21 protein-coding genes are annotated in these 21,708 nt (G+C 49.5%); 16 read left to right on the top strand and 5 right to left on the bottom strand.

From position 1 onward, the window contains the following. The first annotated feature begins 80 nt into the window (after positions 1-80). The 7 genes from QOL41_RS09450 (at position 81) to QOL41_RS09420 (ending at position 7,540) form a co-directional block, all read left to right on the top strand. Positions 81-647 (top strand): DUF3793 family protein, encoded by a 567-nt coding sequence (locus QOL41_RS09450; protein WP_173652852.1) that lies wholly within the window; start codon positions 81-83, stop codon positions 645-647. A gap of 41 nt (positions 648-688) precedes the next feature. Continuing rightward, positions 689-1,117, top strand: a complete 429-nt coding sequence (locus QOL41_RS09445) for a flavodoxin (RefSeq protein ID WP_073317487.1) — start codon at positions 689-691, stop codon at positions 1,115-1,117. A 104-nt stretch (positions 1,118-1,221) separates the two neighbouring features. Next, positions 1,222-2,343 carry a cysteine desulfurase family protein gene (locus tag QOL41_RS09440; RefSeq protein ID WP_283429561.1) on the top strand — a complete coding sequence of 374 codons (1,122 nt, stop codon included), beginning with the start codon at positions 1,222-1,224 and terminating at the stop codon, positions 2,341-2,343. A 20-nt stretch (positions 2,344-2,363) separates the two neighbouring features. Next, positions 2,364-3,224, top strand: coding sequence for a tRNA 2-thiocytidine biosynthesis TtcA family protein (locus tag QOL41_RS09435; RefSeq protein WP_073318846.1), 861 nt, complete (start codon positions 2,364-2,366; stop codon positions 3,222-3,224). 85 nt (positions 3,225-3,309) lie between these two features. After that, positions 3,310-5,661, top strand: coding sequence for an efflux RND transporter permease subunit (locus tag QOL41_RS09430; RefSeq protein WP_283429560.1), 2,352 nt, complete (start codon positions 3,310-3,312; stop codon positions 5,659-5,661). A 93-nt stretch (positions 5,662-5,754) separates the two neighbouring features. Continuing rightward, entirely contained in the window at positions 5,755-6,732 is a 978-nt protein-coding gene (locus tag QOL41_RS09425) for a hypothetical protein (protein ID WP_283429559.1), read from the top strand. Positions 6,733-6,751: 19 nt separating this feature from the next. Further along, positions 6,752-7,540: a ZIP family metal transporter gene (locus tag QOL41_RS09420; protein WP_283429558.1), complete on the top strand. Its 789-nt coding sequence runs from the start codon at positions 6,752-6,754 to the stop codon at positions 7,538-7,540. Positions 7,541-7,548: 8 nt separating this feature from the next. On the opposite strand, the gene feoB is transcribed toward QOL41_RS09420, so the two are convergent. Further along, complete coding sequence (feoB, locus tag QOL41_RS09415; protein WP_283429557.1) at positions 7,549-9,597, bottom strand: ferrous iron transport protein B; 2,049 nt, start codon at positions 9,595-9,597, stop codon at positions 7,549-7,551. A 2-nt stretch (positions 9,598-9,599) separates the two neighbouring features. Then, positions 9,600-9,851 carry a FeoA family protein gene (locus QOL41_RS09410; RefSeq protein ID WP_283429556.1) on the bottom strand — a complete coding sequence of 84 codons (252 nt, stop codon included), beginning with the start codon at positions 9,849-9,851 and terminating at the stop codon, positions 9,600-9,602. Positions 9,852-10,009: 158 nt separating this feature from the next. Between QOL41_RS09410 and QOL41_RS09405 the strand changes: the two genes are divergently transcribed. From QOL41_RS09405 to QOL41_RS09395, 3 genes are read left to right on the top strand one after another with little or no spacing between them, the layout of a single operon-like run. After that, positions 10,010-12,385 carry an efflux RND transporter permease subunit gene (locus QOL41_RS09405; protein ID WP_283429555.1) on the top strand — a complete coding sequence of 792 codons (2,376 nt, stop codon included), beginning with the start codon at positions 10,010-10,012 and terminating at the stop codon, positions 12,383-12,385. 15 nt (positions 12,386-12,400) lie between these two features. Further along, complete coding sequence (locus tag QOL41_RS09400) at positions 12,401-13,177, top strand: outer membrane lipoprotein-sorting protein (protein ID WP_502846881.1); 777 nt, start codon at positions 12,401-12,403, stop codon at positions 13,175-13,177. A 2-nt stretch (positions 13,178-13,179) separates the two neighbouring features. Then, on the top strand, positions 13,180-14,388 hold the full coding sequence (locus QOL41_RS09395) for a DUF1302 family protein (RefSeq protein ID WP_283429553.1): 1,209 nt from the start codon (positions 13,180-13,182) through the stop codon (positions 14,386-14,388). 142 nt (positions 14,389-14,530) lie between these two features. Here QOL41_RS09395 and rhuM read toward each other — a convergent pair whose 3' ends face one another. Next, on the bottom strand, positions 14,531-14,854 hold the full coding sequence (rhuM, locus tag QOL41_RS14265; protein ID WP_283429552.1) for a RhuM family protein: 324 nt from the start codon (positions 14,852-14,854) through the stop codon (positions 14,531-14,533). Positions 14,855-15,234: 380 nt separating this feature from the next. Between rhuM and QOL41_RS09385 the strand changes: the two genes are divergently transcribed. The 5 genes from QOL41_RS09385 to QOL41_RS09365 all read left to right on the top strand — a co-directional run bounded on the left by QOL41_RS09385 (position 15,235) and on the right by QOL41_RS09365 (position 18,616). Further along, positions 15,235-16,035, top strand: coding sequence for a hypothetical protein (locus tag QOL41_RS09385; protein ID WP_283429551.1), 801 nt, complete (start codon positions 15,235-15,237; stop codon positions 16,033-16,035). A gap of 8 nt (positions 16,036-16,043) precedes the next feature. Further along, a complete protein-coding gene (locus QOL41_RS09380; RefSeq protein WP_283429550.1) occupies positions 16,044-16,748 on the top strand; it encodes an FRG domain-containing protein in 705 nt (234 codons plus the stop codon). A gap of 189 nt (positions 16,749-16,937) precedes the next feature. After that, a complete protein-coding gene (locus QOL41_RS09375; RefSeq protein WP_283429549.1) occupies positions 16,938-17,600 on the top strand; it encodes an energy transducer TonB in 663 nt (220 codons plus the stop codon). A gap of 38 nt (positions 17,601-17,638) precedes the next feature. After that, positions 17,639-18,220 (top strand): MotA/TolQ/ExbB proton channel family protein, encoded by a 582-nt coding sequence (locus QOL41_RS09370; RefSeq protein WP_173652846.1) that lies wholly within the window; start codon positions 17,639-17,641, stop codon positions 18,218-18,220. Further along, complete coding sequence (locus QOL41_RS09365; protein ID WP_088628117.1) at positions 18,221-18,616, top strand: ExbD/TolR family protein; 396 nt, start codon at positions 18,221-18,223, stop codon at positions 18,614-18,616. Between the two features lie 28 nt (positions 18,617-18,644). Here QOL41_RS09365 and QOL41_RS09360 read toward each other — a convergent pair whose 3' ends face one another. Then, positions 18,645-19,673, bottom strand: coding sequence for a nickel/cobalt transporter (locus QOL41_RS09360; RefSeq protein WP_283429548.1), 1,029 nt, complete (start codon positions 19,671-19,673; stop codon positions 18,645-18,647). 13 nt (positions 19,674-19,686) lie between these two features. After that, positions 19,687-20,244, bottom strand: a complete 558-nt coding sequence (locus tag QOL41_RS09355; RefSeq protein ID WP_173652844.1) for a DUF1007 family protein — start codon at positions 20,242-20,244, stop codon at positions 19,687-19,689. Between the two features lie 166 nt (positions 20,245-20,410). Between QOL41_RS09355 and QOL41_RS09350 the strand changes: the two genes are divergently transcribed. Then, positions 20,411-21,649 (top strand): FISUMP domain-containing protein, encoded by a 1,239-nt coding sequence (locus tag QOL41_RS09350; RefSeq protein WP_283429547.1) that lies wholly within the window; start codon positions 20,411-20,413, stop codon positions 21,647-21,649. Positions 21,650-21,708 lie beyond the last annotated feature (59 nt).

Genomic DNA, 21,708 nt, shown 5'->3' with positions numbered 1-21,708 from the left:
AGCCTTGACAAACTTCAAGGCTTTTTTGTATATTTGTTAGAGAAATCTAACTTTACAATTTATTTGTAGTTTGCAATAAAATGAACCGTCTTTTAGATCACCGTCTCGTTCGCCAATGCGCACCAACACTCGCTGGGCTCAAGGTCGGAAGCCTATTCTGCATGGAATCTTCACCCAGCGAAACGCTGTGCAAACAACTCGCCCACTGGAACAAGGAACTCAACCCTCGCGGCGTGTGCGTGCGCGTTATCGCAGAACGCTGCGGTCGCAGTTTTATCTACGTCTATCGCGAAGACGCCCTGCAAAAGCTTATTGCCGAGCCGGAAATCCGCCATTTTCTCGCCGCCTACGGCTACACAGACTTTAGCACCGACTGTGCACTCGCATACATGACGGCGCGCATCCGCAAATGCCACTGTTTTCCGCACGAAGTCGGACTTTTCTTGGGCTACCCCCTCGAAGACGTGAAAGGGTTCATTATCAACGGCGGCAGGAATAGCAAATATACGGGCTACTGGAAAGTTTACGGCGATGTAACCGAATGCGAAAAACGGTTCGCCTGCTTTCGCAAATGCTTCAACGTGTTCAACAAACTATTTGAAAAAGGCTACTCGCTGCCGATGCTGACCGTCCGAAACGCAGCGTAGCCCATAATCTTAACCTCTTTAAATCACCTAGGAGAATCACAATGGAAAAAATTGCAGTAATCTACTGGAGCGGAACAGGAAACACCGAAATGATGGCAAAATACGTTGCCGAAGGTGCCAAAGCAGCAGGTGCCGAAGCCGACGTGTTCAGCGTTTCGGATTTTTCTCAGAATCAGCTGGCTGAATATGCCCGCTATGCTTTGGGTTGCCCCGCCATGGGCGCCGAGGAACTCGAAGATTCCGAATTCCAGCCCTTCTACGAAGCCGTCAAGCCAGCACTTAACGGCAAGAAAGTTGCCCTGTTCGGCTCTTACGGCTGGGGTGGCGGCGAATGGATGAATCCGTGGAAGGCCGACGCTGAAGCCGCTGGGCTCGTGCTTGTGGCAGATCCCCTCGCCATCGAGAACGCCCCCGATGACGCCGGCAAGACAGCTTGCCAGGAACTCGGCAAGACTCTCGCCACCGCCTAAAATGACATTTTCTTTTTTATAGTGTTTTGGTTAGCTTCAGCCCCGACGGAACAACATTCCGTTGGGGCTTTGCCGTTCCCCATTTTTCTATCTTTTTGGTAGTTATGTCCTACTTCGACTACACGGCAAATACCCCGGCATGCGAAGAAGCCTTGCAACGATTCTGCGAAGTTGAACGCAGGTTTATCGGCAACGCCAATTCGAATCACGAAGCAGGGCATGCAGCAAAAGCATTTCTCGCCCAGGTGACCGATTCCATCGCGAAACTTTTGGGCGTAAACCCCGACGAAATCATTTACACCTCGGGCGCCAGCGAAAGCAACAATACCGCCATCCGCGGCATCGTCCAGGCCAAGCGCCATGTGGGCAAGCACATCGTCACGAACCCGCTGGAACATTCTTCGGTAAGCGCAACGCTCACGGCCCTGCAAGAAGCGGGCTACGAAATCGAGATGGCAAAAATCGGCACCGACGGGAAAATCGACCTGGAAGACTTGAAGAGCCTGCTCCGCAAAGATACGGTGCTTGTGACGGTAAACGCGGTCGATAGCGAACTCGGGACGGTACAACCGCTGGAAGCCATCAGCAAAATTGTCCGCGAGTTCCCGAGCTGCAGCCTTCACGTGGATGCAACGCAAGCCATCGGCAAAACGCCTATAAACCTGAATTTGGCAGACACGGCAAGCATCGGCGCGCACAAGTTCTATGGGCTTTCGGGCAGCGGGCTTTTGTACAAGAAAAGCGGAATCGCCATGGAACCGCTCATTTACGGCGGAGCAAGCACCACCATTTACCGCAGCGGCACCCCGACACTCGCGTTGGACGCATCCCTCGAAACGGCACTGTCGCTTGCCGTGGAGCATTTCGAAGAACGATTTGCCCGAGTCAAGGAGCTGCGAAAGATTTTGCAAGAAAAACTCTGCGGCTATACGAAAGTCCGCATCAATTCCCCCGCAGACGCTGTTCCGCACATTTTAAACCTGAGTGTCGCGGGAGTCCGCGGGAACATTTTCCAGAAAGTTCTTTCCGACAAAGGAATTTACGTGTCGGTCAAATCCGCCTGCAGCGTAGATGCGCTCCCCTCCCGCGCCGTTTTTGCCGTCTGCCGCGACCGCAAAAATGCTTTGAACTCCTGGCGCATAAGCCTTTCGCACCTCACCACCGAAAAAGAAATCGACGAATTCATGGCCGCATTCGACAGCTGCTACAAGGAACTTTGCAAATAAACGCAAAAAAGGTAATGAAAATGGCAAGAGAACTTTCATTTGTCCAAAGCGTAGAACGGAGCATTTCGAAAACATACCGCGAAAGGCTCTGGACGCCATTCATTACCGCCATCAAGAACTACAAGCTCATCGAAGAAGGCGACAAAATCGCCGTCTGCATCTCTGGCGGCAAGGATTCCATGCTCATGGCGAAGCTCATCCAGATGCTTCACCGCCACAGCGACGTGAAATTCGACGTGGAATACCTGGTGATGGACCCCGGTTACAACGAAATCAACCGCCAGAAAATCGAAAGCAACGCAAAGCTCCTGGAAATTCCCATCACCGTTTTCGAGACGAACATTTTCGATGTGGCAAACAACACCGAACGTTCCCCCTGCTACGTTTGCGCCAAGATGCGCCGCGGCCACCTCTACCACAAGGCAAAAGACCTAGGCTGCAACAAGATTGCGCTGGGTCACCACCTCTCCGACGTCATCGAGACCACCGTCATGGCGATGTTCTACGGCTCGCAACTGCAGGGCATGATGCCCAAACTCCACAGCCTGAATTTCGGCGGCATGGAACTCATCCGCCCCATGTATTGCATCAACGAGCAAGACATTATCAACTGGAAAAATTACAACGGGCTGCAGTTTATCCAGTGCGCCTGCCGCTTTACCGAAAGTTGCACCGTCTGTGACAACGGCGGTGGCGGTAGCAAGCGCCAAGAAATCAAGGCGCTCATCAAGCGCCTCAAGCGCGAAAACCCGAACATCGAAAAGAGCATCTTCAACAGCCTGCACTCCGTCTGCATCGAGACGTTCCCCGGCTACAAGGCCGGCGGCGAACTGCATTCGTTCCTGGACGATTACGAGGAACGCTTACCGCAGAAAGGGTAAACGAGCCGTATTTTTTGAGTCCGTCCATTTGGAGTAGAAAAAACAGCGCTAAGGCTCTATTTTTCCCTCAAAATTTGAGGGTTTTATGCAAGTTTCTCGTGTCAATAAGGTTTTTGCCCGAGTAGGGCGTTTTCAGGTCAAGTTTCGCTGGCTGATATTGCTGGCGACGGTTATTGTGACGGTTTTAGCATGTCTCGGCTTGCCTCGACTGCAGATGACGAGCAGCGAAGAGGAATGGTTTGACGACTGGGACAAGGTAAAGATTGACCAAGCGCATTTTAAAGAAAAATTCGGCAGCGATGATACCTACATGGTGATGGTCCGCGCCGACGACGTGTTCGCACCAGAGGTGTTGCAGGCAATTGACAGGCTTTCCCGCAGGCTCGAAAACGAGGTGCCCTATGCCGACCGCGTGGTTTCTCTGACGCACAATTTGTCGATTCCGGTCGCAAACGACGAGGGTTTCGAAGTCAAAGACCCGTTCGAGAGCGGCATTCCCGAGGACCCGCAGGAACTGGAAGCGAAAAAGCAACTGATTCTTTCCCGTGAATCGCTCGTGAACAACATCGTCTCGGACGACGCGAAAGAAACATGGATTATCCTCTCACTGAAATCTTACGAAGGCGGCGTCGATTTCGGCAAGGACAGTATCGCGCCTTTCGCCCGCGAAGTCATTTATTCCGACGAATTCAAGAGCGACAAGTTCGAGATACTCCCGACAGGCATGAGCTACACCGAGATGGAAGAAAACGAGGTCATCTCGCGTGAATGCGCCATGCGTATCGGTTTCGGATTCCTGGTGATGCTCGTATGCCTTATCTTGTTTGTAAGATCGTTGCGCGGCGTGGTGGTGCCCGCGATTGCAACGGTCGGCGGCATCGCCTCGGTACTCGGCATCAACGCCTGGCTCGGTGTTGTTGGCGACGAAAGCATGGTCGCGCTCCCGGTGCTTTTGGGCATGGCACTTTCGGTGGGCTACTCCATCCACTACATCAATTCATTCCGCATGCATTTTAGGCGCACGGGCAACCGCCGCGAATCCGTGATTTGCGCCGTCGAAGAAACGGGCTGGCCCATCCTCTTTACGGTCATTACTACGGTTGCATCGCTGATTTCGTTCCTGTTCGCAGGCATCCGCCCCATCCGTTGGATTGGCGGGATTTCGGCGGGCATCGTCACGATGGTTTATCTGTATGTCATCATCCTAATTCCGATTCTCATGAGTTTCGGCAAAAACGCGAAACCGAACCCGACGCAAGTAAAATCGGCAGGAGCCACCAAGGCAGACATCCTCTTTGAATTTTTCGGGCGCAAGGTTTGCAGACACAGCTGGATTGTCGCAACGATTTCGGCTGCAATTATGCTATTACAAGTTCCGGGCATGATGCACATTGACGTGAACATGGACTACACCGAGACCATGGGCGAAAAGATCCCCTTCGTGACGCGGCTCAAGGACATGCTCAGCGGAAAGCTCGGAAGTCTTTACGACTTTAACGTGATGGTGGAATTCGAGAACGACGATGCGCTCAAGGATCCCGCCAACATGAAGCGCATCGAAGAACTCGAACAAAAGCTCGGTACGCTCCAGCTCACGAAAATTTCGGGCGACAAGCCACGCGTACAATCGGTGACACGCCTCGTGAAAGAGATGAACCGCACTTTGAATGCCGACAGCATCGAATATTACAAGATTCCCGATGCGCAGGACATGCTCACGCAATTGCTGTTCCTGTACGAAATTTCGGACCCGGACGCTCTCTTTGAACGCATGGACGAAAATTACAAGATGACTTACATCCACATAGAGCTTGCAGGCTATGACGCAAATAAAATCGTAGAAGACCTGGATTCCGCCAAAAGCTACGGCGCACAGATTTTCCCCGACGCGAAAGTTTCCGTCGTGGGCGAAGTCGTGAACTACGCCGAAATGAACGGCAAGCTGGTCGGCGGGCTATTGCGCTCCTTCGGCGGGTCGTTCGTGATTATCGCCATCATGATGATTCTTGCATTCGGGAGCATCAAGGCGGGCCTTATCGGGATGATTCCAAACGTCGCGCCCGTCCTCCTGATTGGCGGCGTCATGGGCTATTCGGGCATGCCGCTCGACATGATAACGATGATCGTGATGCCAATGATTCTGGGCATTGCCGTCGACGACACCATCCACATGAACAACCACATCAAATACGGCTTTGAACGCACGGGCAGCTACAGGCACGCGCTACTGCTCTCTTACCGCGAAATCGGAAAGACCATGGGCATGACCACCTTCATTCTTTGCGCAATGTTCTTCGTGTTCATCTTCAGCCCCATGGGCGCGCTCCACAACGTGGGCCTGCTTTCTATCGTGGGCCTCGGTGCCGCACTCATCGCCGACTACACGCTCACCACCGCCCTTGTTTACCTCACAAAACCATACGGAAAAGGACGATAGAACAATAGTTCCCTTTTATTCTTCATAAATGCAAACGATCTGTTTGACAAACAAGTTAAAAAAGCATATTTTTTGGATATAAGGAGGACAAATATGAATCGCTACATTTATCTGTTAGCATCAACTTTATTCTTTTTCGCCTGCACTGACGACAACGGCACAAGTTCACCGGAAAATTCTGAAAAAACAGAATACCAGCAGGTGTCTATAGACAAAGAGAACCACCGCATCACTGTAAACCAGGACGCTCACTCCGAGGAATATTGCATTTTACACCAAGGATCCTTTAACTGGGGCGAAGTTTCTTATGAAGCGAATCAAGACTCAGATGTAACGACCTTCGAGATTCACGGCGACACACTTGTCGTTTTCTTCTATGGCAATACGGATGATCCGCACTACTACCTTGGCGCTTCTACCGATAAAATTTATGGTACATGGAAGAATATTAATTGCTCTAAATATCAAGACAAAACAATTTGTCAGCCTCAAGAGGAGCGCGACTTTAGAGAACAATATGACGAATTCATTTTGACTATTTCCGAAAATAAATTTCAGGAAGAAATTGTATATAAGCCCGCATATTTTAAATATGACGACTACATGAATTCTGTATACCTTCCCAACCTTTATGCGGCTCTTGAAAACGATTACACATGGCCATCTATCGGCATGTTCGGCACTTTGTTTTCTCCCGAACAGACATCCTACATAAAGGTTATAGAAAAAGAACACAACATCGATGTTTTAGAGCAAACAAAAACAGCGAAAAAATTCAAGTTGGGCGGAAAGACATATGAGGTCAAGGTAAAGGATGTAGAACGGGATTCTTTGGACTACAAGGTCGCTATCAGCGTAAAATCGGGTGACAAGGAATGTACGTACGAAGAACGTCAAGTAAACGTGACGAAGAAAAACTGCAAGGACCAGACTACAGAAGGTTTACAAGACTACGATGCCGACAGGGTCTTCAATGAAGAGCTTGCCATCAAGGGAACAATCGTGTACACGAAGGGACTCGATGAATTTGACAAGTGCATTAATGAAATCTCGGTATACTACGGAAGATAAAACATAATATCATTTCAGCATGAACGAGCCCATATTACAAATTGCCCAAGGTCTTGCCATCCCGTTCTTAGGGACGGTTTTCGGAGCCGCCTGCGTATTCTTTATGAAAAAGCAGATGGGGCAAAATCTCAAGCGGGGTCTTCTCTCTTTTGCGGCGGGCGTCATGGTGGCGGCCTCCGTCTGGAGCCTACTTTTGCCCGCCATCAGCGCCAGCGAATCCATGGGAAAACTGGCGTTCATCCCGGCGACGGTCGGATTCTGGGCAGGCATTTTGTTCCTGTTTGTTTTGGATAAAATAACACCTCACTTGCATTTGGGCAGCGCCACGCCCGAAGGCCCCAAGGCAAAACTCAAGCGCACGACCATGCTTACGCTGGCGGTAACTTTGCACAACTTGCCCGAGGGAATGGCCGTCGGCATCGTTTTCGCAGGCTGGCTTTCTGGGAATGTCGCCATCACGCTTTCGGGTGCGTTTGCGCTTGCCATAGGCATCGCCATCCAGAATTTCCCTGAAGGGGCGGTGGTTTCGCTCCCGCTCCGTGCCGAAGGGGCTTCCCGCAAAAAGGCTTTCGCACTTGGCGCGCTTTCCGGAGCGGTAGAACCCGTAGGGGCCTTAATCACGCTGCTTGCGGCTGAGGCGCTCTCGCCGTTCATGCCCTACTTGCTCTCGCTTGCGGCGGGCGCCATGATTTATGTTGTCATCGAAGAAATGCTCCCCGAAGTCAGCGAAGGAGAGCATTTTGACGCGGGCACCATCCTTTTTGCCGTGGGTTTCACGCTCATGATGGTGCTCGACAGCGCGCTATAAAATTTCACTTAGAAAATCAGCAATCCGATGTGGTAGCCGACAAAGGCAAGCCCAAGCGAAAGGGCGAGATAGTAACCCATGATGGTTGCTAGCCACTTGAACGAGCCTGCCTCGCGGTAGGTCGTGCCCATCGCCAGCACGCAGGGAACATTGAACATCGACGCAAACAGGAACGCGAGCGCTTCGGGCTTGGTGATGGTACTTGCAAGTGCCTCGCCCAAGTTTTCGCTTGCAGCCACGCGGGTCACCAGCGAGAACGCCTCTCCAGTGAGGTTGAAGAGCGTGCTCATGATACCGAGCGAAGCTTCCTTACTGAACATACCGCCCAAGTAAGAGACGAACAATTCCCAGCGCATTCCGAAGAACATCGTTACCGGCTCAATCGCATTGCCTATCTTGTACAGGAGCGTATTTTCCACATTCCCGTCGCCTGCGTAAGAGAGCGCCCAGAAAAGAGCCGCCACCATCAGGATCATCTTCAACGCCTTCTTGAAAATTCCCCAGGTGCTGCGCCCCACCATCGCAGCGATCATCTTCCAATGCGGCTTGTGATACGGCGGCAGTTCCATAATCATGCCCACGCGTTCATTCTGCGGGACAAGCTTTTTACCGAACAGGCGCGAAGACAGGTAGAAACTGGCGAAAATCAGTGCCACGTAGCCGATGCCGAACAGCGGTGCGGCCGACCCGAAGAAAGTCGACGCCAGGAACAGCACCACTGCCACCTTGCTCCCGCACGGAATCGCCCACAACAAAACGAGCGCAAGCAGGCGTTGTCCGCGAGTATCAAGCACGCGCGTACCGCAAACTGCACCCGCCGTGCATCCAATTCCAGAGAACAGCGGCATAATCGCCTTACCCTGCAGGCCCAGGCGCGAAAGCCAGTTGTCGAACGCATACGAGAAACGCGCCATGTAGCCGATTTCTTCGAGAATGCGGAATACGAAAATGATGGCGAAAATGAAACTCGTCATACAAATCGTGATGCAAGTTCCACCGACGAGCACCAGATTGATGAACGAAATCACCACAGGCCAGACGCCAAGCGCGTTGCCAACACGTTCTACGAGCGACTGCAATACAGGCTGCATTCCAAAACCGATTCCCATTCCGGGGAACGCGAGAATCATACACGCAATCAGCGACACAACCATGATGCCGAATGCAAAGAACTTGCCCTTGATATGGTGCGTGGCAATGCGGTCCCACTTGCTAAAGACTTTCTCGATGGACTTGGGCGTCGCCGATTCACGCACAATCTTTGAAACCCAGCGATACTTGGCTTCACCAGTAAGAATACCACCGTCACGCCCTTCTTCGCTATCGAGGATTGCATCAATCGCATTCTTCCTAGCGAACGGAAGCATTTCATTCACGACACCGCAAATGAGCTTGTCTTTTTCGAGGAGTTTTTCCACAATCCAGATTTTTTCACATACACCGTATTCAAAATCGCCTAAAGCCGCTTCGATGCGGCTAATGAGACTATCCGTTTTTTCAGCAAGCTCTCCCCCGCCAACGAGTTCCTCGCGCAGGCTCCCGCTATCAAGGCAAACAGGCGTCTTGATGGCCGAAACCATCTTCTTGAAAAATTCAGGATAACGTTCCGTTTCGGCCGCGCTGAAACCGAGCACCGGAACGCCGAGGCGCTTTTCAATCGCAGCCACATCAATTTTCTTGCCCGCCGCTTCAGCCACATCCATCATGTTGAGCACCAACATCACCGGCATACGAATGCCCACAAAATCCGCCAGCATGTAAAGGCTGCGTTCCAGCTGCGAAGCATCCACCAGAATGCACACGAGGTCCGCCTTGCCGCTCTGAATATAGTCGCGGGTAACGACTTCTTCTTCGGAGTTCGCCGAAAGGCCGTAACTACCCGGAAGGTCAACCACCTTGTACGTAACACCATCAAAAACAAAAGAACCTTCGGCCTGTTCCACCGTTTTGCCGGGCCAGTTGCCCACGCGCTGGTGAAGTCCCGTAAGGTTGTTAAAAAGTGTCGATTTACCGGAATTGGGCTGTCCGAGCAAAGCAATAGTCTTGATTTCGCTCATCTTTACGATTCTACCTTGACAAAAATCTGTGAACATTCTTTATGGTTGACAGCGATAACCGTATCGCGGCAAAAAACGAGCACCGGCGAGCGCCCGTCATTCTTGAGGAGCGTAAAGGCGGAACCCGGTGTAAGCCCGATGGAAACGATTCTTGAAATAAAGCGGGAATCGCCCTCGATCTGGGCGACCGTCCCGCAACGGTTTTCGCCCATTTCGGCGAGACTCAAACGGTCAACAAATTCAGCGTTTTTCATGCGCCAAAAGTAGCCGAAAAACGCTCAAAAAACCGCTCCAAATAGGTTTTGAATACTCCGAGGGGATTTACAACCCATTCGGTTTTAAGCAAAACCATTTGGAGTAGAATTTTTAGGCCAATCTCCCTATTTTTGCACCGCAAAAAAAAGAGGATACAATGAGCCTACCAAAGATCAACATTGAAAAAATCAACGAGCGATTCGGCCGTTTTGGCGAATTTTTGCTCGGTCACCGCGCCATTTTGCTGGTGGCGTTTGTCGTTTTGCTTGCGGTTTCGATCGTGGGCATGAAAAAAATCTACGTCGAAGCCTCGTGGGACAGCTACTTTATTGAGGGCGACCCGATGCTTGTCGAAACGGACAAGTTCAAGGAAACTTTCGGTAACGACTATTTCGTGGGCGTGCTGGTCGAAAGCGACCATTCCATCTTGACGCCGGACAACCTGAAGCTTTTGCGCGAACTTTCGAACGAACTGCGCGACAGCCTCTCGTATTCCGACGGCAAGGCGACTTCAATTGTCGATTTGGAATACATGCTCGGCACCGAAGAGGGCATGGAAATCACGCAGATTGTGCCCGAAGAAATCCCGACAGACGAGGCTGGCATTGCTGAAATTGAGAAGCGACTGGCCGACAAGCCGGAACTGGCGAAGAAGCTGATTTCAAGTGACCGCAAGCAGGCCTTCATCAACATCAAGCTGCGCCCCTTCCCTGAAGATTCCGTGTGGAAGGCCGAAGGCGAAGCGAAGGGCGAAAAAGCAGAAGCGCCCGACATGCAGACGGGCCGCGAAACGGCTGAAATCATCGCGAAGGAAAAGTATGCACCGCTGAACCCGCGTGCAACAGGCATGCCTTACTTGAGCTTCGAGAAAATGACCTACATCGGTCAGGAAATGGGCCGCATTTTCATCATGACGATTCTCTGCGCCATCATCGTGATGTTCTTGGTGACGCGTTCGCTGCGCGGAATCGTCTCTCCGTTGATTACGACATTTGCTGGCGTCATTATGACTTTCGGTCTAGTGGGTTACCTTGGCCTTTATATGGACGTAACCAACATCATGGTGCCCGTGATTTTGGCGTTCGCCGTTTCGATTGCATACAACATTCACATCAATTCTTTCTTCCGCAAGAACATGATGCTTACGGGCAAACGCAAGGAATCGGTGCTTTACGCCATGCGTGAAACGGGCTGGTCGGTGCTGTTCTCTGGCCTTACCACCATCGTGGCGTTGCTCTCGTTCCTGTCCGTGATGCTTAAGCCCATTCGCTCTGTGGGCATTCTCTCGTCGATTGCGATTGCATTCATTCTGCTTGTAGCACTGACGGTTTCGCCGATTCTCTTGAGCTTCGGTAAAGACAAGAAGCCGAACGCCAAGGTGCTTGAACGCGGCGACACGCGCATGGGACTCATTCTTGATTCTATCGGCAAGTTCGTACTCGGTCACGGCAAGCCGATTGCGATTGTATTCGCCATCGTAACTGCAATTTCTGCTTTCGGGCTCACCAAGATAGAACCCGCCTTTGACGTGGAACGCACCATGGGCCGCAAGGTCGAATACGTGAACAAGATGCTCTACGTGGCAGAATCGGAAATCGGAAGTTTCTATTCGTACGACCTGGTGATTGACTTTGGTACAAACGACAAAGCCAAGGAAGTCGAGAATCTGAAAAAGCTCGAACAGTTGCAGGATCATGCCGGCAAGTACCCGCTCACCAAGCGTTCCACCTCCATTCTTGACATCGTCAAGGATTTGGACCGCACGCTGAACGAAAACCGTCAGGAAAAATACGCCATTCCCGAAACCGAAGAAGAAGTCGCTCAGTTGCTTTTGCTCTACGAAAACGCGGGCGGCAGCGAAGCGAGCTACTGGATGGATTACGATTACAAGAAGCTCCGCCTGATGATTGAAATTTCGAGCTACAACTCCAACGAACTCCAGAAGGAAATCGAGGACTTGCAGAATTTCGCACGCAAGCTTTACCCGGACGCAAAAGTGACTGCCGTGGGCAACTTGCCGCAGTTCACCGCCATGCAGCAGTACCTGGAAGTCGGCCAGATGACATCGTTCCTGATTTCTGTAGTCATCGTGGCTGTCCTTTTGATGATCGTTTTCGGCAGCATTCGCACGGGCCTTATCGGCATGATTCCGAACATCGCTCCGGGTATTTTCGTGGGCGGCTACCTCGGACTCACGGACATTCCGCTTGACATGATGACCGCGACGCTCATCCCGATGATTATCGGCCTTTCCGTTGACGATACGATTCACTTTATCAACCACGGGCATGTAGAATTTGACCGTACCCACGATTACCGCGAATCGATTCTCAACGTATTCCGCACGGCAGGCCCGGCCCTCGTGATGACGTCGATTATCATGGTGGCGACCTTTGCGGGCTTTACCACCTCGGCCGCAACGCAGATGTTCAACTTCGGCTTCGTGGTGTTTATCGGCCTTGTCTCGGCATTGCTCGCCGACCTGTTCGTAACACCGCTTTTGATTAAGAAATTCAAGATTTTTGGAAAATAGGAGAAAATCATGACAATGAAAATTGCAAAAACAGCCGCGACAATCGTTGTCGCATTAAGCGCCATGGTGTGCGCAGAAACTTTAACCGGCCGCGACATTATACAGAAGGTACACGACCGCCCCGATGGCGACACGCGTAGTTCCGAACTTTCGATGACACTCGTAAACAAGAGCGGCAGCAAGCGCGAACGCAAGATCACCTCGTTTGCTATGGACGTGGGCAAGGACACCAAGCAGATTATGTTTTTCCGCTACCCCAACGACGTGAAGGGCACGGGATTCCTGACTGTCGATTACGACGACATCAACAAGGATGACGACAAGTGGCTTTACCTGCCTGCCATGAAAAAGACGCGCCGCATCAGCGGAAAGAGCTCCAAGACGGACTACTTCATGGGTTCCGACTTTACCTACGACGATGTGGGCCAGCGCAACATTGACGAAGACACGCATACATTCGTGCGCGAAGAAAAAGTCGATGGCATAGACTGCTGGGTCGTGGAATCCGTTCCGAAAAAGGGCGACGAAATTTTTTCGAAGAAAATTTCCTGGATTCGCAAGGATTGCTTGATTGCCGCCAAGGTGGAATACTACGACAAGCTTGGCAAACTGCACCGTTTGCTGAAGGTCGAAAGCGTCGTGCAGGTGGATGGTTTCTGGGCTATCGGCAAGATGACCATGGAAAACGTGCAAGCCAACCACAAGACTATCCTCGAATTTGGCGACATCAAGTTCAACATTCCGGTTGACGCAAAGACATTCACCGTTCCGCGCTTGGAAAGAGGACTCTAGCAATGTCTAAATTCTGGTGGTTAGCGATCGGAATGGCGGCAGCGACCGCCTTCGCCCAAGAAAGTCCGTTTCAATTCAACGGGTTCGTGGATACGTATCATGCGGTGCAGACAAAGCATCCGCACGACTTTACGACGTCGCGGACACGCCTGCGTGCTGAATTACGCGTGGATTACGAGAACGCCTACTTGTTCACCAGCCTAAATGGCGTGCATAACAGCATTCTCGAAGACCGCACCGGAATCCAGCTGCAAGAAGCGTATTTTAACTACCAGAATGACTTCGTAGAATTCAAGGCGGGCCGCCAGATTGTCGTGTGGGGCGTTGCCGACGGACTCCGCGTTACCGACCTGATTTCGCCTGTTGATTACACCGAATTCATGTCCAGCGATTACGACGACATGCGCATGGCCGTCGACGGTTTCCGCATCAAATACCCTGGCGAGCGCGCGAATGCCGAAATCGTTTACGTGCCCGTACCGCGATACTTCCAGATGCCCCTCGGCGAAGACAATCCCTGGCGTCCAAATCTGCCCGAGAAAGCAGGCCTCGATTTTCCTGAAGGCCCCGATGCCAAATTCAAGAACGGAGACTTCGGAACGCGCGTTTCGTTCTTCCTCTCGAATTTGGATTTCTCTATCTCGGCGCTCCATACGCACAACCAGTCGCCCGTTTCTGTCGTAGAACCCGTCAGCATGGATTCTGTCGTCATTCACGGCATTCATGAATCGATGACGATGATCGGCGGCGACATGTCGATGCCTATCGGCGAATTCGTGCTGCGTGCCGAAATCGCAGAATACTTTGGCGAAGCACTCGGTTATGCCAACAGCCTCGATTACGCCCGCAAGAACACGTTCAATGCGCTCGGTGGTATCGATTGGTACGCCGGTGACAACTGGACTTTCATGGTGCAGTATTTGCACAAGTACATCGCCGACTATTCGCACAACTTGGCCGCCGAAAAAAATTCTTCTGAAATGACTTTTCGCATTTCAAAGGAACTGCTGAACAACACGCTCAAACTTTCGCTCTATGGCGTATTCGACATCGACAACCTCGGCTACTACTGCCGCGCCTCGGGCGACTACGCCGTTACCGACCAAGTCATGATTTCGCTCGGTTACGACCACTTTGGCGGCAAGCGCGGGCAACTCGCAGGCTACGACAAGAACCGCGAAATCTGGGCGAAAGCGAAGTATTATTTCTAAATGATTGTGGGGGGAGGGAGTCCCCCTCACTCCAGCCCCCGGCCCCGCCCTCATAGTCGTCCCCTTCGGGAACATGATCAAAACCCGCCCCAGCCGGGTCTTACGCTACCCCCACTGCGGGGACACCCCGCAACGCCCCGTTTTATTTTCCTTTGGTGCTTTCGTTCACTTTTTCAATGATTTCGTCCGGTGTCACAAAGTTCAACACTCTGTACGCCGAAAATTCCACGCCCATACCCTTAAACATATGCCGTTCAACTGAAGAAAGACGGTCATCCACATTGCTTATTCGTGTCTCCTGGTTGTCAATGAGTTGCCTTTGTTCCTGCAGATGTTCTGCAATTTGCAGGTCTGTAGCAATCTTCCGCTGATTCACGGCGTAACCCTTGAGCATGTAATCCTTCAAAACCTGGTTCGCCCAACGCCGGAACTGAATTCCTCGATGTGTATTGACGCGAAATCCCACAGAAATAATATTGCCTTTATCTTTCTCATAGTAGTCCTTTGAAGTTAAAATTCAATTCTTCAGTCCATATACTATACACACTTTTTTAAGCCTACTTTAGACTTTTTTTCGAAAAAATTTTACAATGAATTAAAAATGGCTTGTTTGACAGGGGTGAATTTTCCAATTTGGAATAACTTGATAATACGCCCCCAAAAAACGAGGCAGATTAAATATTTTTGTACAACATCCCCGTTTAGATGTTATATTTAAAGAGTAAAAGAGTTTAACTCTTGTTCTTTGGATGAAATTTCGACAATTTCAATATCCGATAAACAAAACGGATAGAGTTTGTTGTTGAATAAGAAAAACTTCAAAGAATCAAAGCGATGAAGGGTTTTATGACTAAAATATTTACTTGGATTAGGTTTAATAAAAAAAAGGTTTTCTTATTTGGCATATTTATTGTGCAAATAGTTATTATTGGTTTTCAAAATAGTGAACTGAATCTTGTTAAGAAAGAAAAAGACATCTCTGAAAAAATTATCGACAGTCTGACAAAAGACTGTCAAGAAACCAAAATAGATTTTGAAAGGAAGAAACAAAGCTATACGGAATCTATAAATAATCTAAATGAAACCATAATTAATCAAAAGAAAGAAATCGAAAAATTAAACAACATTTTATCAAATAAAGGGATAGGGGCTTTATCGGAAGAAAATCCGTATCAACATTCTGAGAATGCTTTATGGCCCACAGAAATTAAAGGGTACAAAGCTGTAGGAAATCCTACTGTAATTTATCAGGGAACTGACACAACATTCATTTCATATGGCTATAAATTTACTTTAGACAGTGTTTATTTAGCTCTGCAATATACGGATTATTACAGATTAGGCTCCAGCGTTGATTTTGTTCTAACGGCTGCTGATGAAACTTACTTAATAATTCCTGTAAGTGTAGAAGGAAAGTTCAAGTATGATTCATATAGATACCCTTTCCAAACAAAAAATATTGTGGCAAAAACATCTGTAAAACGTAAATGGACTCAATACGAATTGCGATGGATTAAGCAACATTATGATACTATAGCATCTATAAAAATATCGCCATGGCGGTATAGACGATACGGAAGTAAAAGTGATTGTTCGAACCATCAACGAATTCGTGTAAGCGACATTCCCGGATGTGAATACAATTGAATTGTTTTATGCAAATCAAAACTGCGGATATATTAGAAATAAAAAGTATTATTCAACCAAGTTGCAATCGACTCTGTCGAGGACAGTCAAATGAAGAGTGGCCACTAAATTGTTCTTTTTTTAGAAACAATCCAGATGAATATGTTACGTGTCAAGATTTATTTGGCATGACTTGGAATGCTTCAGATGAAAACCTTCTAAAAACCACGTTCCCTTCTATTTTAGATAACAGTGCAATTAAAGCTTTCCCCCATCTTGGTTTTTTGGTGCAATTGCAACAAAATTACAACCGTTCTACGCCATTATTAGATGTATCGTACGACATCTTTATGCCTTTATTTTGTGCATGTGGTGGGGGAAAAGAGAATATGGATAAAAATGGAAAAATTTTTATCATTGAGTATTGCGAATATGCCAGTGTATATGGTAAGCTAGATAATCCTGAAATGAATGTATTAAACAATGAAAATATGCCTATATACAATGATAGAATGCGTATACAATCCGGCGCTATGATTAAAACATGTGTTTTTTTAGGCGGAAAATTACACTTTTGCGATATTTCAAAAGCTAATAATAAGCGAGTGTGTGAGTTCATAATACCTAAAGAATTAAAACCACTAATATTAAAAAATTTGAAATGCGAGTTAAAAACAAATGATTTAGAAGAATACTTTTATGGTTATATAACTAAATCCCCACCTCAAAATTAGATAATCTTCTTTTATAAAAAAATCATCATTTTTTTGTAAGATTCTCTACAATCAATTAGATGTGGATCCCTTCGGATTTTCGCAAGTCTATTTGGAGTAGAAAAAACGGGCTGAATTTGCTCAATTTGGCTCGCGATGAATTTTTTCAAAAAAAATAGCGGTCAAAAAAATCCCTATTCCGCGTTTACGATGCGGCGTGTATTCTGCTTTGGCATTGTTATCGCCGTATTGCTACATGCGGGCTTTTACGCCTGGGGATTCCTGAAGCGAACGCAGGTGGTTACCACCCGCGAAGACGCCGAGGTGATTCATGTGGAGCAATTACTGCTCCAACCGCCTCCACCCCCGCCCGAAGTCAAGAAAATCGTGAAGAAGGTGGTTCGCGCCAAGATTATCCCGAACATCGTGCAAGATACCGTGCCGGAACCTGAACCGGAGCCAAAGCCGGAACCGATCGTGGTGACAGACGCGGAACCTGTTGTCGAAGCACCCGCAGAGCCTGTGGCACCACCCCCGCCGCCACCTCCACCACCACCGAAGCCTTCGAAGGATTCGCTGATGAAGGTGACAAAGGCCTACCTTATCGGGCTTTCCAAGGCTTTTGAAAAGCAAAAGGACTACCCCGCTACAGCCCGCCGCTTAAAGCAAGAAGGTACCGTGCGCGTGCAGTTCACTGTCGCAAAGGATGGAAGCATCAGCGGAGCAACCGTTTCGAAACCGTGCCCCTATTCTTCACTGAACGAAAGTGCGCTTGCCGCCGTGCAGGCCGTGCCCAAATTTGATCCGATTCCAGCTGTACTTGGCAAAGACACCTGGAAAATGGAAATCCCCATTAAATACAACCTTCACTAATAAAGGAGATTCCCGGTCAAGCCGGGAATGACAAAACAATGAACTACATCTTAGACTTTATCCAGCAGGGCGGCGTTATTGCCTACGTACTCGTAGCGATGAATTTCGTCGGTTATTCCATCATCGTATGGAAAATCATTTCGCTGATTCTCTTTAACAGGAGCATCCGCAAGCGCCTTCCGTCCAAAATCCTGCACCGCGTGGTAAGTCACAATACCGACCACCACATCATTATGGAAAGTATCCGCACCGAAATTGCGCTCGCCTTCTCGCCGCTGCAGAAGGGCATGACCACGATTGAAAATATCGCCAGCATTTCTCCATTGCTCGGCCTTTTGGGAACCGTGTTCGGCATTTTCAACGCCTTCAGCGTCATCGCCGTTTCGGGCCTTTCTGACGCAGGTGCATTCGCTACGGGCATCAAGCTCGCCCTCATTACGACGGTGATTGGCCTTGTGGTCGCCATTCCGCACGTTATCGCCTTCAACTACCTGAACGCAAGCATGGAATCGGAACAGGACAACGTAGAAAACGATGTGCTCTTGCAGCTCGGTCGCATTCTCAAGGAGAAGGACCACATTCGTTCTCATAGCGCCGATTCCGCAAACGAGGATGCATAAATGGCCAAGCGCACCCGCCGAATCCGCCCCGACATGACGCCGCTCATCGACTGCGTCTTTTTGCTGCTGGTGTTCTTTTTGGTGACATCGGTATTCAAGCAAGACGAATCGGTGCTCAAGCTGATTCTGCCCGAAACGCAGACCGAAACCAAGCGCGACACGCCCGAGGGCCTGTACATCGAGCTTTCCGAGACAGAACTCGCCTTTAACGGCCAGCGCGGCACACCCGACGAACTCCGCGAAAAAGCCGCTGCGGTGCAGAATAAGAAATCCCCTGTCGCCATCAAGATCGACAAGGGAACCACTTACGAACGCATCGCCGTTATCCTCGATATTTTACAGGTGCAAAAGCTGTACAATATCCAGCTGATCAACGAGATGGAAAGCGCGGAATAGAGCCGTTTGCGGCGCCACTTATAGTTTACTACACGCGGCCCGCGAACTGATTCGTAAACAGCAACAGCCCCGAAATAAAGATAATGACACCGCCTGCGAGAGTCGCGACGGTGTATATTTTTGTAGCGATATGGGTGTGGGCACTCCCCTTGTCAATTCCCTTGCGGAAGGCGACAGCCGCAATACCGAAGGCCACATTCGTAATCGTCATGCCAATGCAAATGACAAGCGCGCCCAAGAGCGAAAGCGCCACCATCGAATTCAGCAGGCAGAAAAGCACAATCAGCGCCACAGCCGGACAAGGCACAATTCCCGTAACGGCGGCAACACCCAGGATTTCACGCCAGCGGGCAATCGGCGGCAATTTAGACTCCGCGCTTTTCCCATCCTGCACAACAACGCCCTCCGCAGACTCAATTCGCGCATCACATCCGCAGCCCTTGTGCGACTTGAACACATCACGAATCGCAAGCACCACCAGCAACACACCCGTGAGCATAATCAACACATAGCTCGCCCGTTCAATTCCGATGCGCCCCGTTTCAAACGCCGAAAACACCGTCGCTTTAAAAATCGCATACAGAATCAGCAGCAAGAGAACCGCACTCATCGTGTGCGTCACCGTAATGCCTGCACCAAGCGCAACGCCCTGCCGCCAGCGACCACGACGCGCAATAAAATATCCGACCACAATCGACTTTCCATGTCCGGGTCCAAGCGCATGCAGCATGCCGTACACCAGGCAAATCGCGAGGAACTTCCAGATGGCATCCCAGTCGCCGCTTTTCATCGCCGAAATCGCCGCCGTCAACTTTTCGCGAAGGACCTTCTGTTCCTCCGCAATCACCGTATAAATAGACCGCGTTTTTTCCGTCTTTTTTTCAGGCACCACAGCAGATTCCGCAGCAATAGGTTCCGCAGGCGCCACCGATTCGACAGTCGCTTCCGTCGCAGCAGGCGCATCTCCCCCGCCCACGTCAAAGCGCTTTTTCTTGACAGCCGCCGAAGCCGCCACCGCAATCAAAAGGACGAGCAAAAATACAATAGACTTTTTCATAAAGCACCAACCATCACTTTTTAAACCTTAAAAAAAGACCTTCCGTATCGCTTCTAAAAGCACGGAACAGTGTCAGCCCGCGAACCTCGTCAGGAAAGAATTCGACATCTAACCCATCAGGCGCATCGACATCCGCATTTTCCATATCCGTTGTCATCTGGATATAATTCGTCTGGTCACTGATTACAATTACAAGCATCGTGTAATCCGAAGTTGCCGGAATCGAGAATACAACCTTAAAGTCCAACACCAGTTTTCCGTTTTTCATTGCAGCAGAAAAGCCTTCGATTTTTCGGACTGGCAGGAACTTACTATCAACCGTTACATAGTTAAAATAGCCGCTTTGCTGCAACGGGTCGAGCACGAGTTTTTTTACCTCGTCAATTTCTTTCCCTGTAATTTTACTGTCGCCATTTTCATCTGCCGAAGCAAACATGGCTGCACTGTACACCTCGTCAAAGGACCAATGATTTTGGACCCCTGTAAAGGCATCTTGACTGAATACAGCCTTAATAGACACATCGGCAAACACGTGCGGATGCGCCTCGGCCATGACAGCCAAGCCAGTCAATAACAGCAAAAAATAAGCTAGACGCCTTCGCAAAATTTAACCTCAATTTCAATCTAAATATATAAAACAAAATTTTACCTTTTTTTAATCTTATTCGCAAAAAATCCTTATATATATTGAATTAGCGTTTTTTATATTTTCCTCCCGTCTTTTAGTTTGGGGTTACATGTTACGTTTTTTGATTACCGTTTTAGTCGCTGTTTCTTTGTCTCATGCGATTACCTCTATCCCCATAAACGGAATCAAGGCGTCTGCCACTTTACCTGACCTTGGCCAAAAGAGCTACCGCCCCGAAAACATGATCATGAAAAAGAACGTACACCCGTTCTTTCAGGTTTGGGCAGCCAAGTTCAATAACAAGCCCATCACTTTGGAATTTCTCGTAGAGGCTCAGGAACTCGACGTCATTACCATTTATAACGGGTACATGCGCGATTCATCGTCTTACACGAACTACAGCCTCGCCCAGAACATCCGAATTTACCAGAACAGCACAGACAATCTTGTAAAGTCGTACACGCTTGCCCAACCCAGATGGGGCGGCTACAAGATCCATCGCCCCGACATCATCGTCTTTGAAAAACCGCTCAAGAACGTTTACAAGATTATCATTGAAATCGAGAGCATTTACCCGGGCAAGCTTTATCAAGACCTCTGCATCGCCTTAGTCAAGTTCTGGGGATTCCCGAGACTCCCGCGCAAGCTAAAAGCAGGCCAAATGACCGACCCGCGCGACGGACACATCTACGGAACAGTCAGCATCGGCGACCAAACCTGGATGTCGGAGGATTTACGCTACAAGACTCCCGGAAGCAGGCCCTTTGCCGACCCCACCAAGCCGAATTTGAGACTGCCTATCGATGCGGGCCTAGAATACCCGGAATCTGACATCGATAACGGAATTTGCCCCGAAGGCTGGAGACTCCCGACCGAAGCCGAATTTGCAAGCATCAAGGACAAGCTCCCTGCATCGGCGACCTATGACGACCTTTTCTCAGCCGCAAACCACAAGCCATTCTACGCGATTTACGAAAAAGGTAAATCCAGCACCGATCCTGCCCTCAAGACCGACGTCGAAGAATTCTTTTATCCGACCAATGTCTACGGCCTGAACTTTTCTAGACTGACACGCCGCTATTACGACCAGCAATGTATCGAAGAAAGCGGTGAATTGTTCGCTTTTGCCTCTTACTGGACCGCAGATGCAAAGGATATCCCCCTTTGGCCCGATGAAAACGGCAATGTCGAGGTCAAGCCCTTAAGGTTTTACAGATTTGGTGGTGCAGACTATTGCGAAGCCATGCTTTGCCCCGAAAACTACCATTTTGTCCGCTGTATCCAGGCAGACGACCCTCCCAGTTTTGAAAAGACGCCTTCCGATTTTACAGATTCCGTAAACGAATAAACAATTTTTCAATTTCTGAAAAACTCCGAATTTTTGTAACAGGCTAAAAAATGGCGATT

It is taken from the genome of Fibrobacter sp. UWB10, from assembly GCF_900182935.1.
Lineage (GTDB): Bacteria > Fibrobacterota > Fibrobacteria > Fibrobacterales > Fibrobacteraceae > Fibrobacter > Fibrobacter succinogenes_O.
This window is presented reverse-complemented; position numbering and strand designations above follow the sequence as displayed.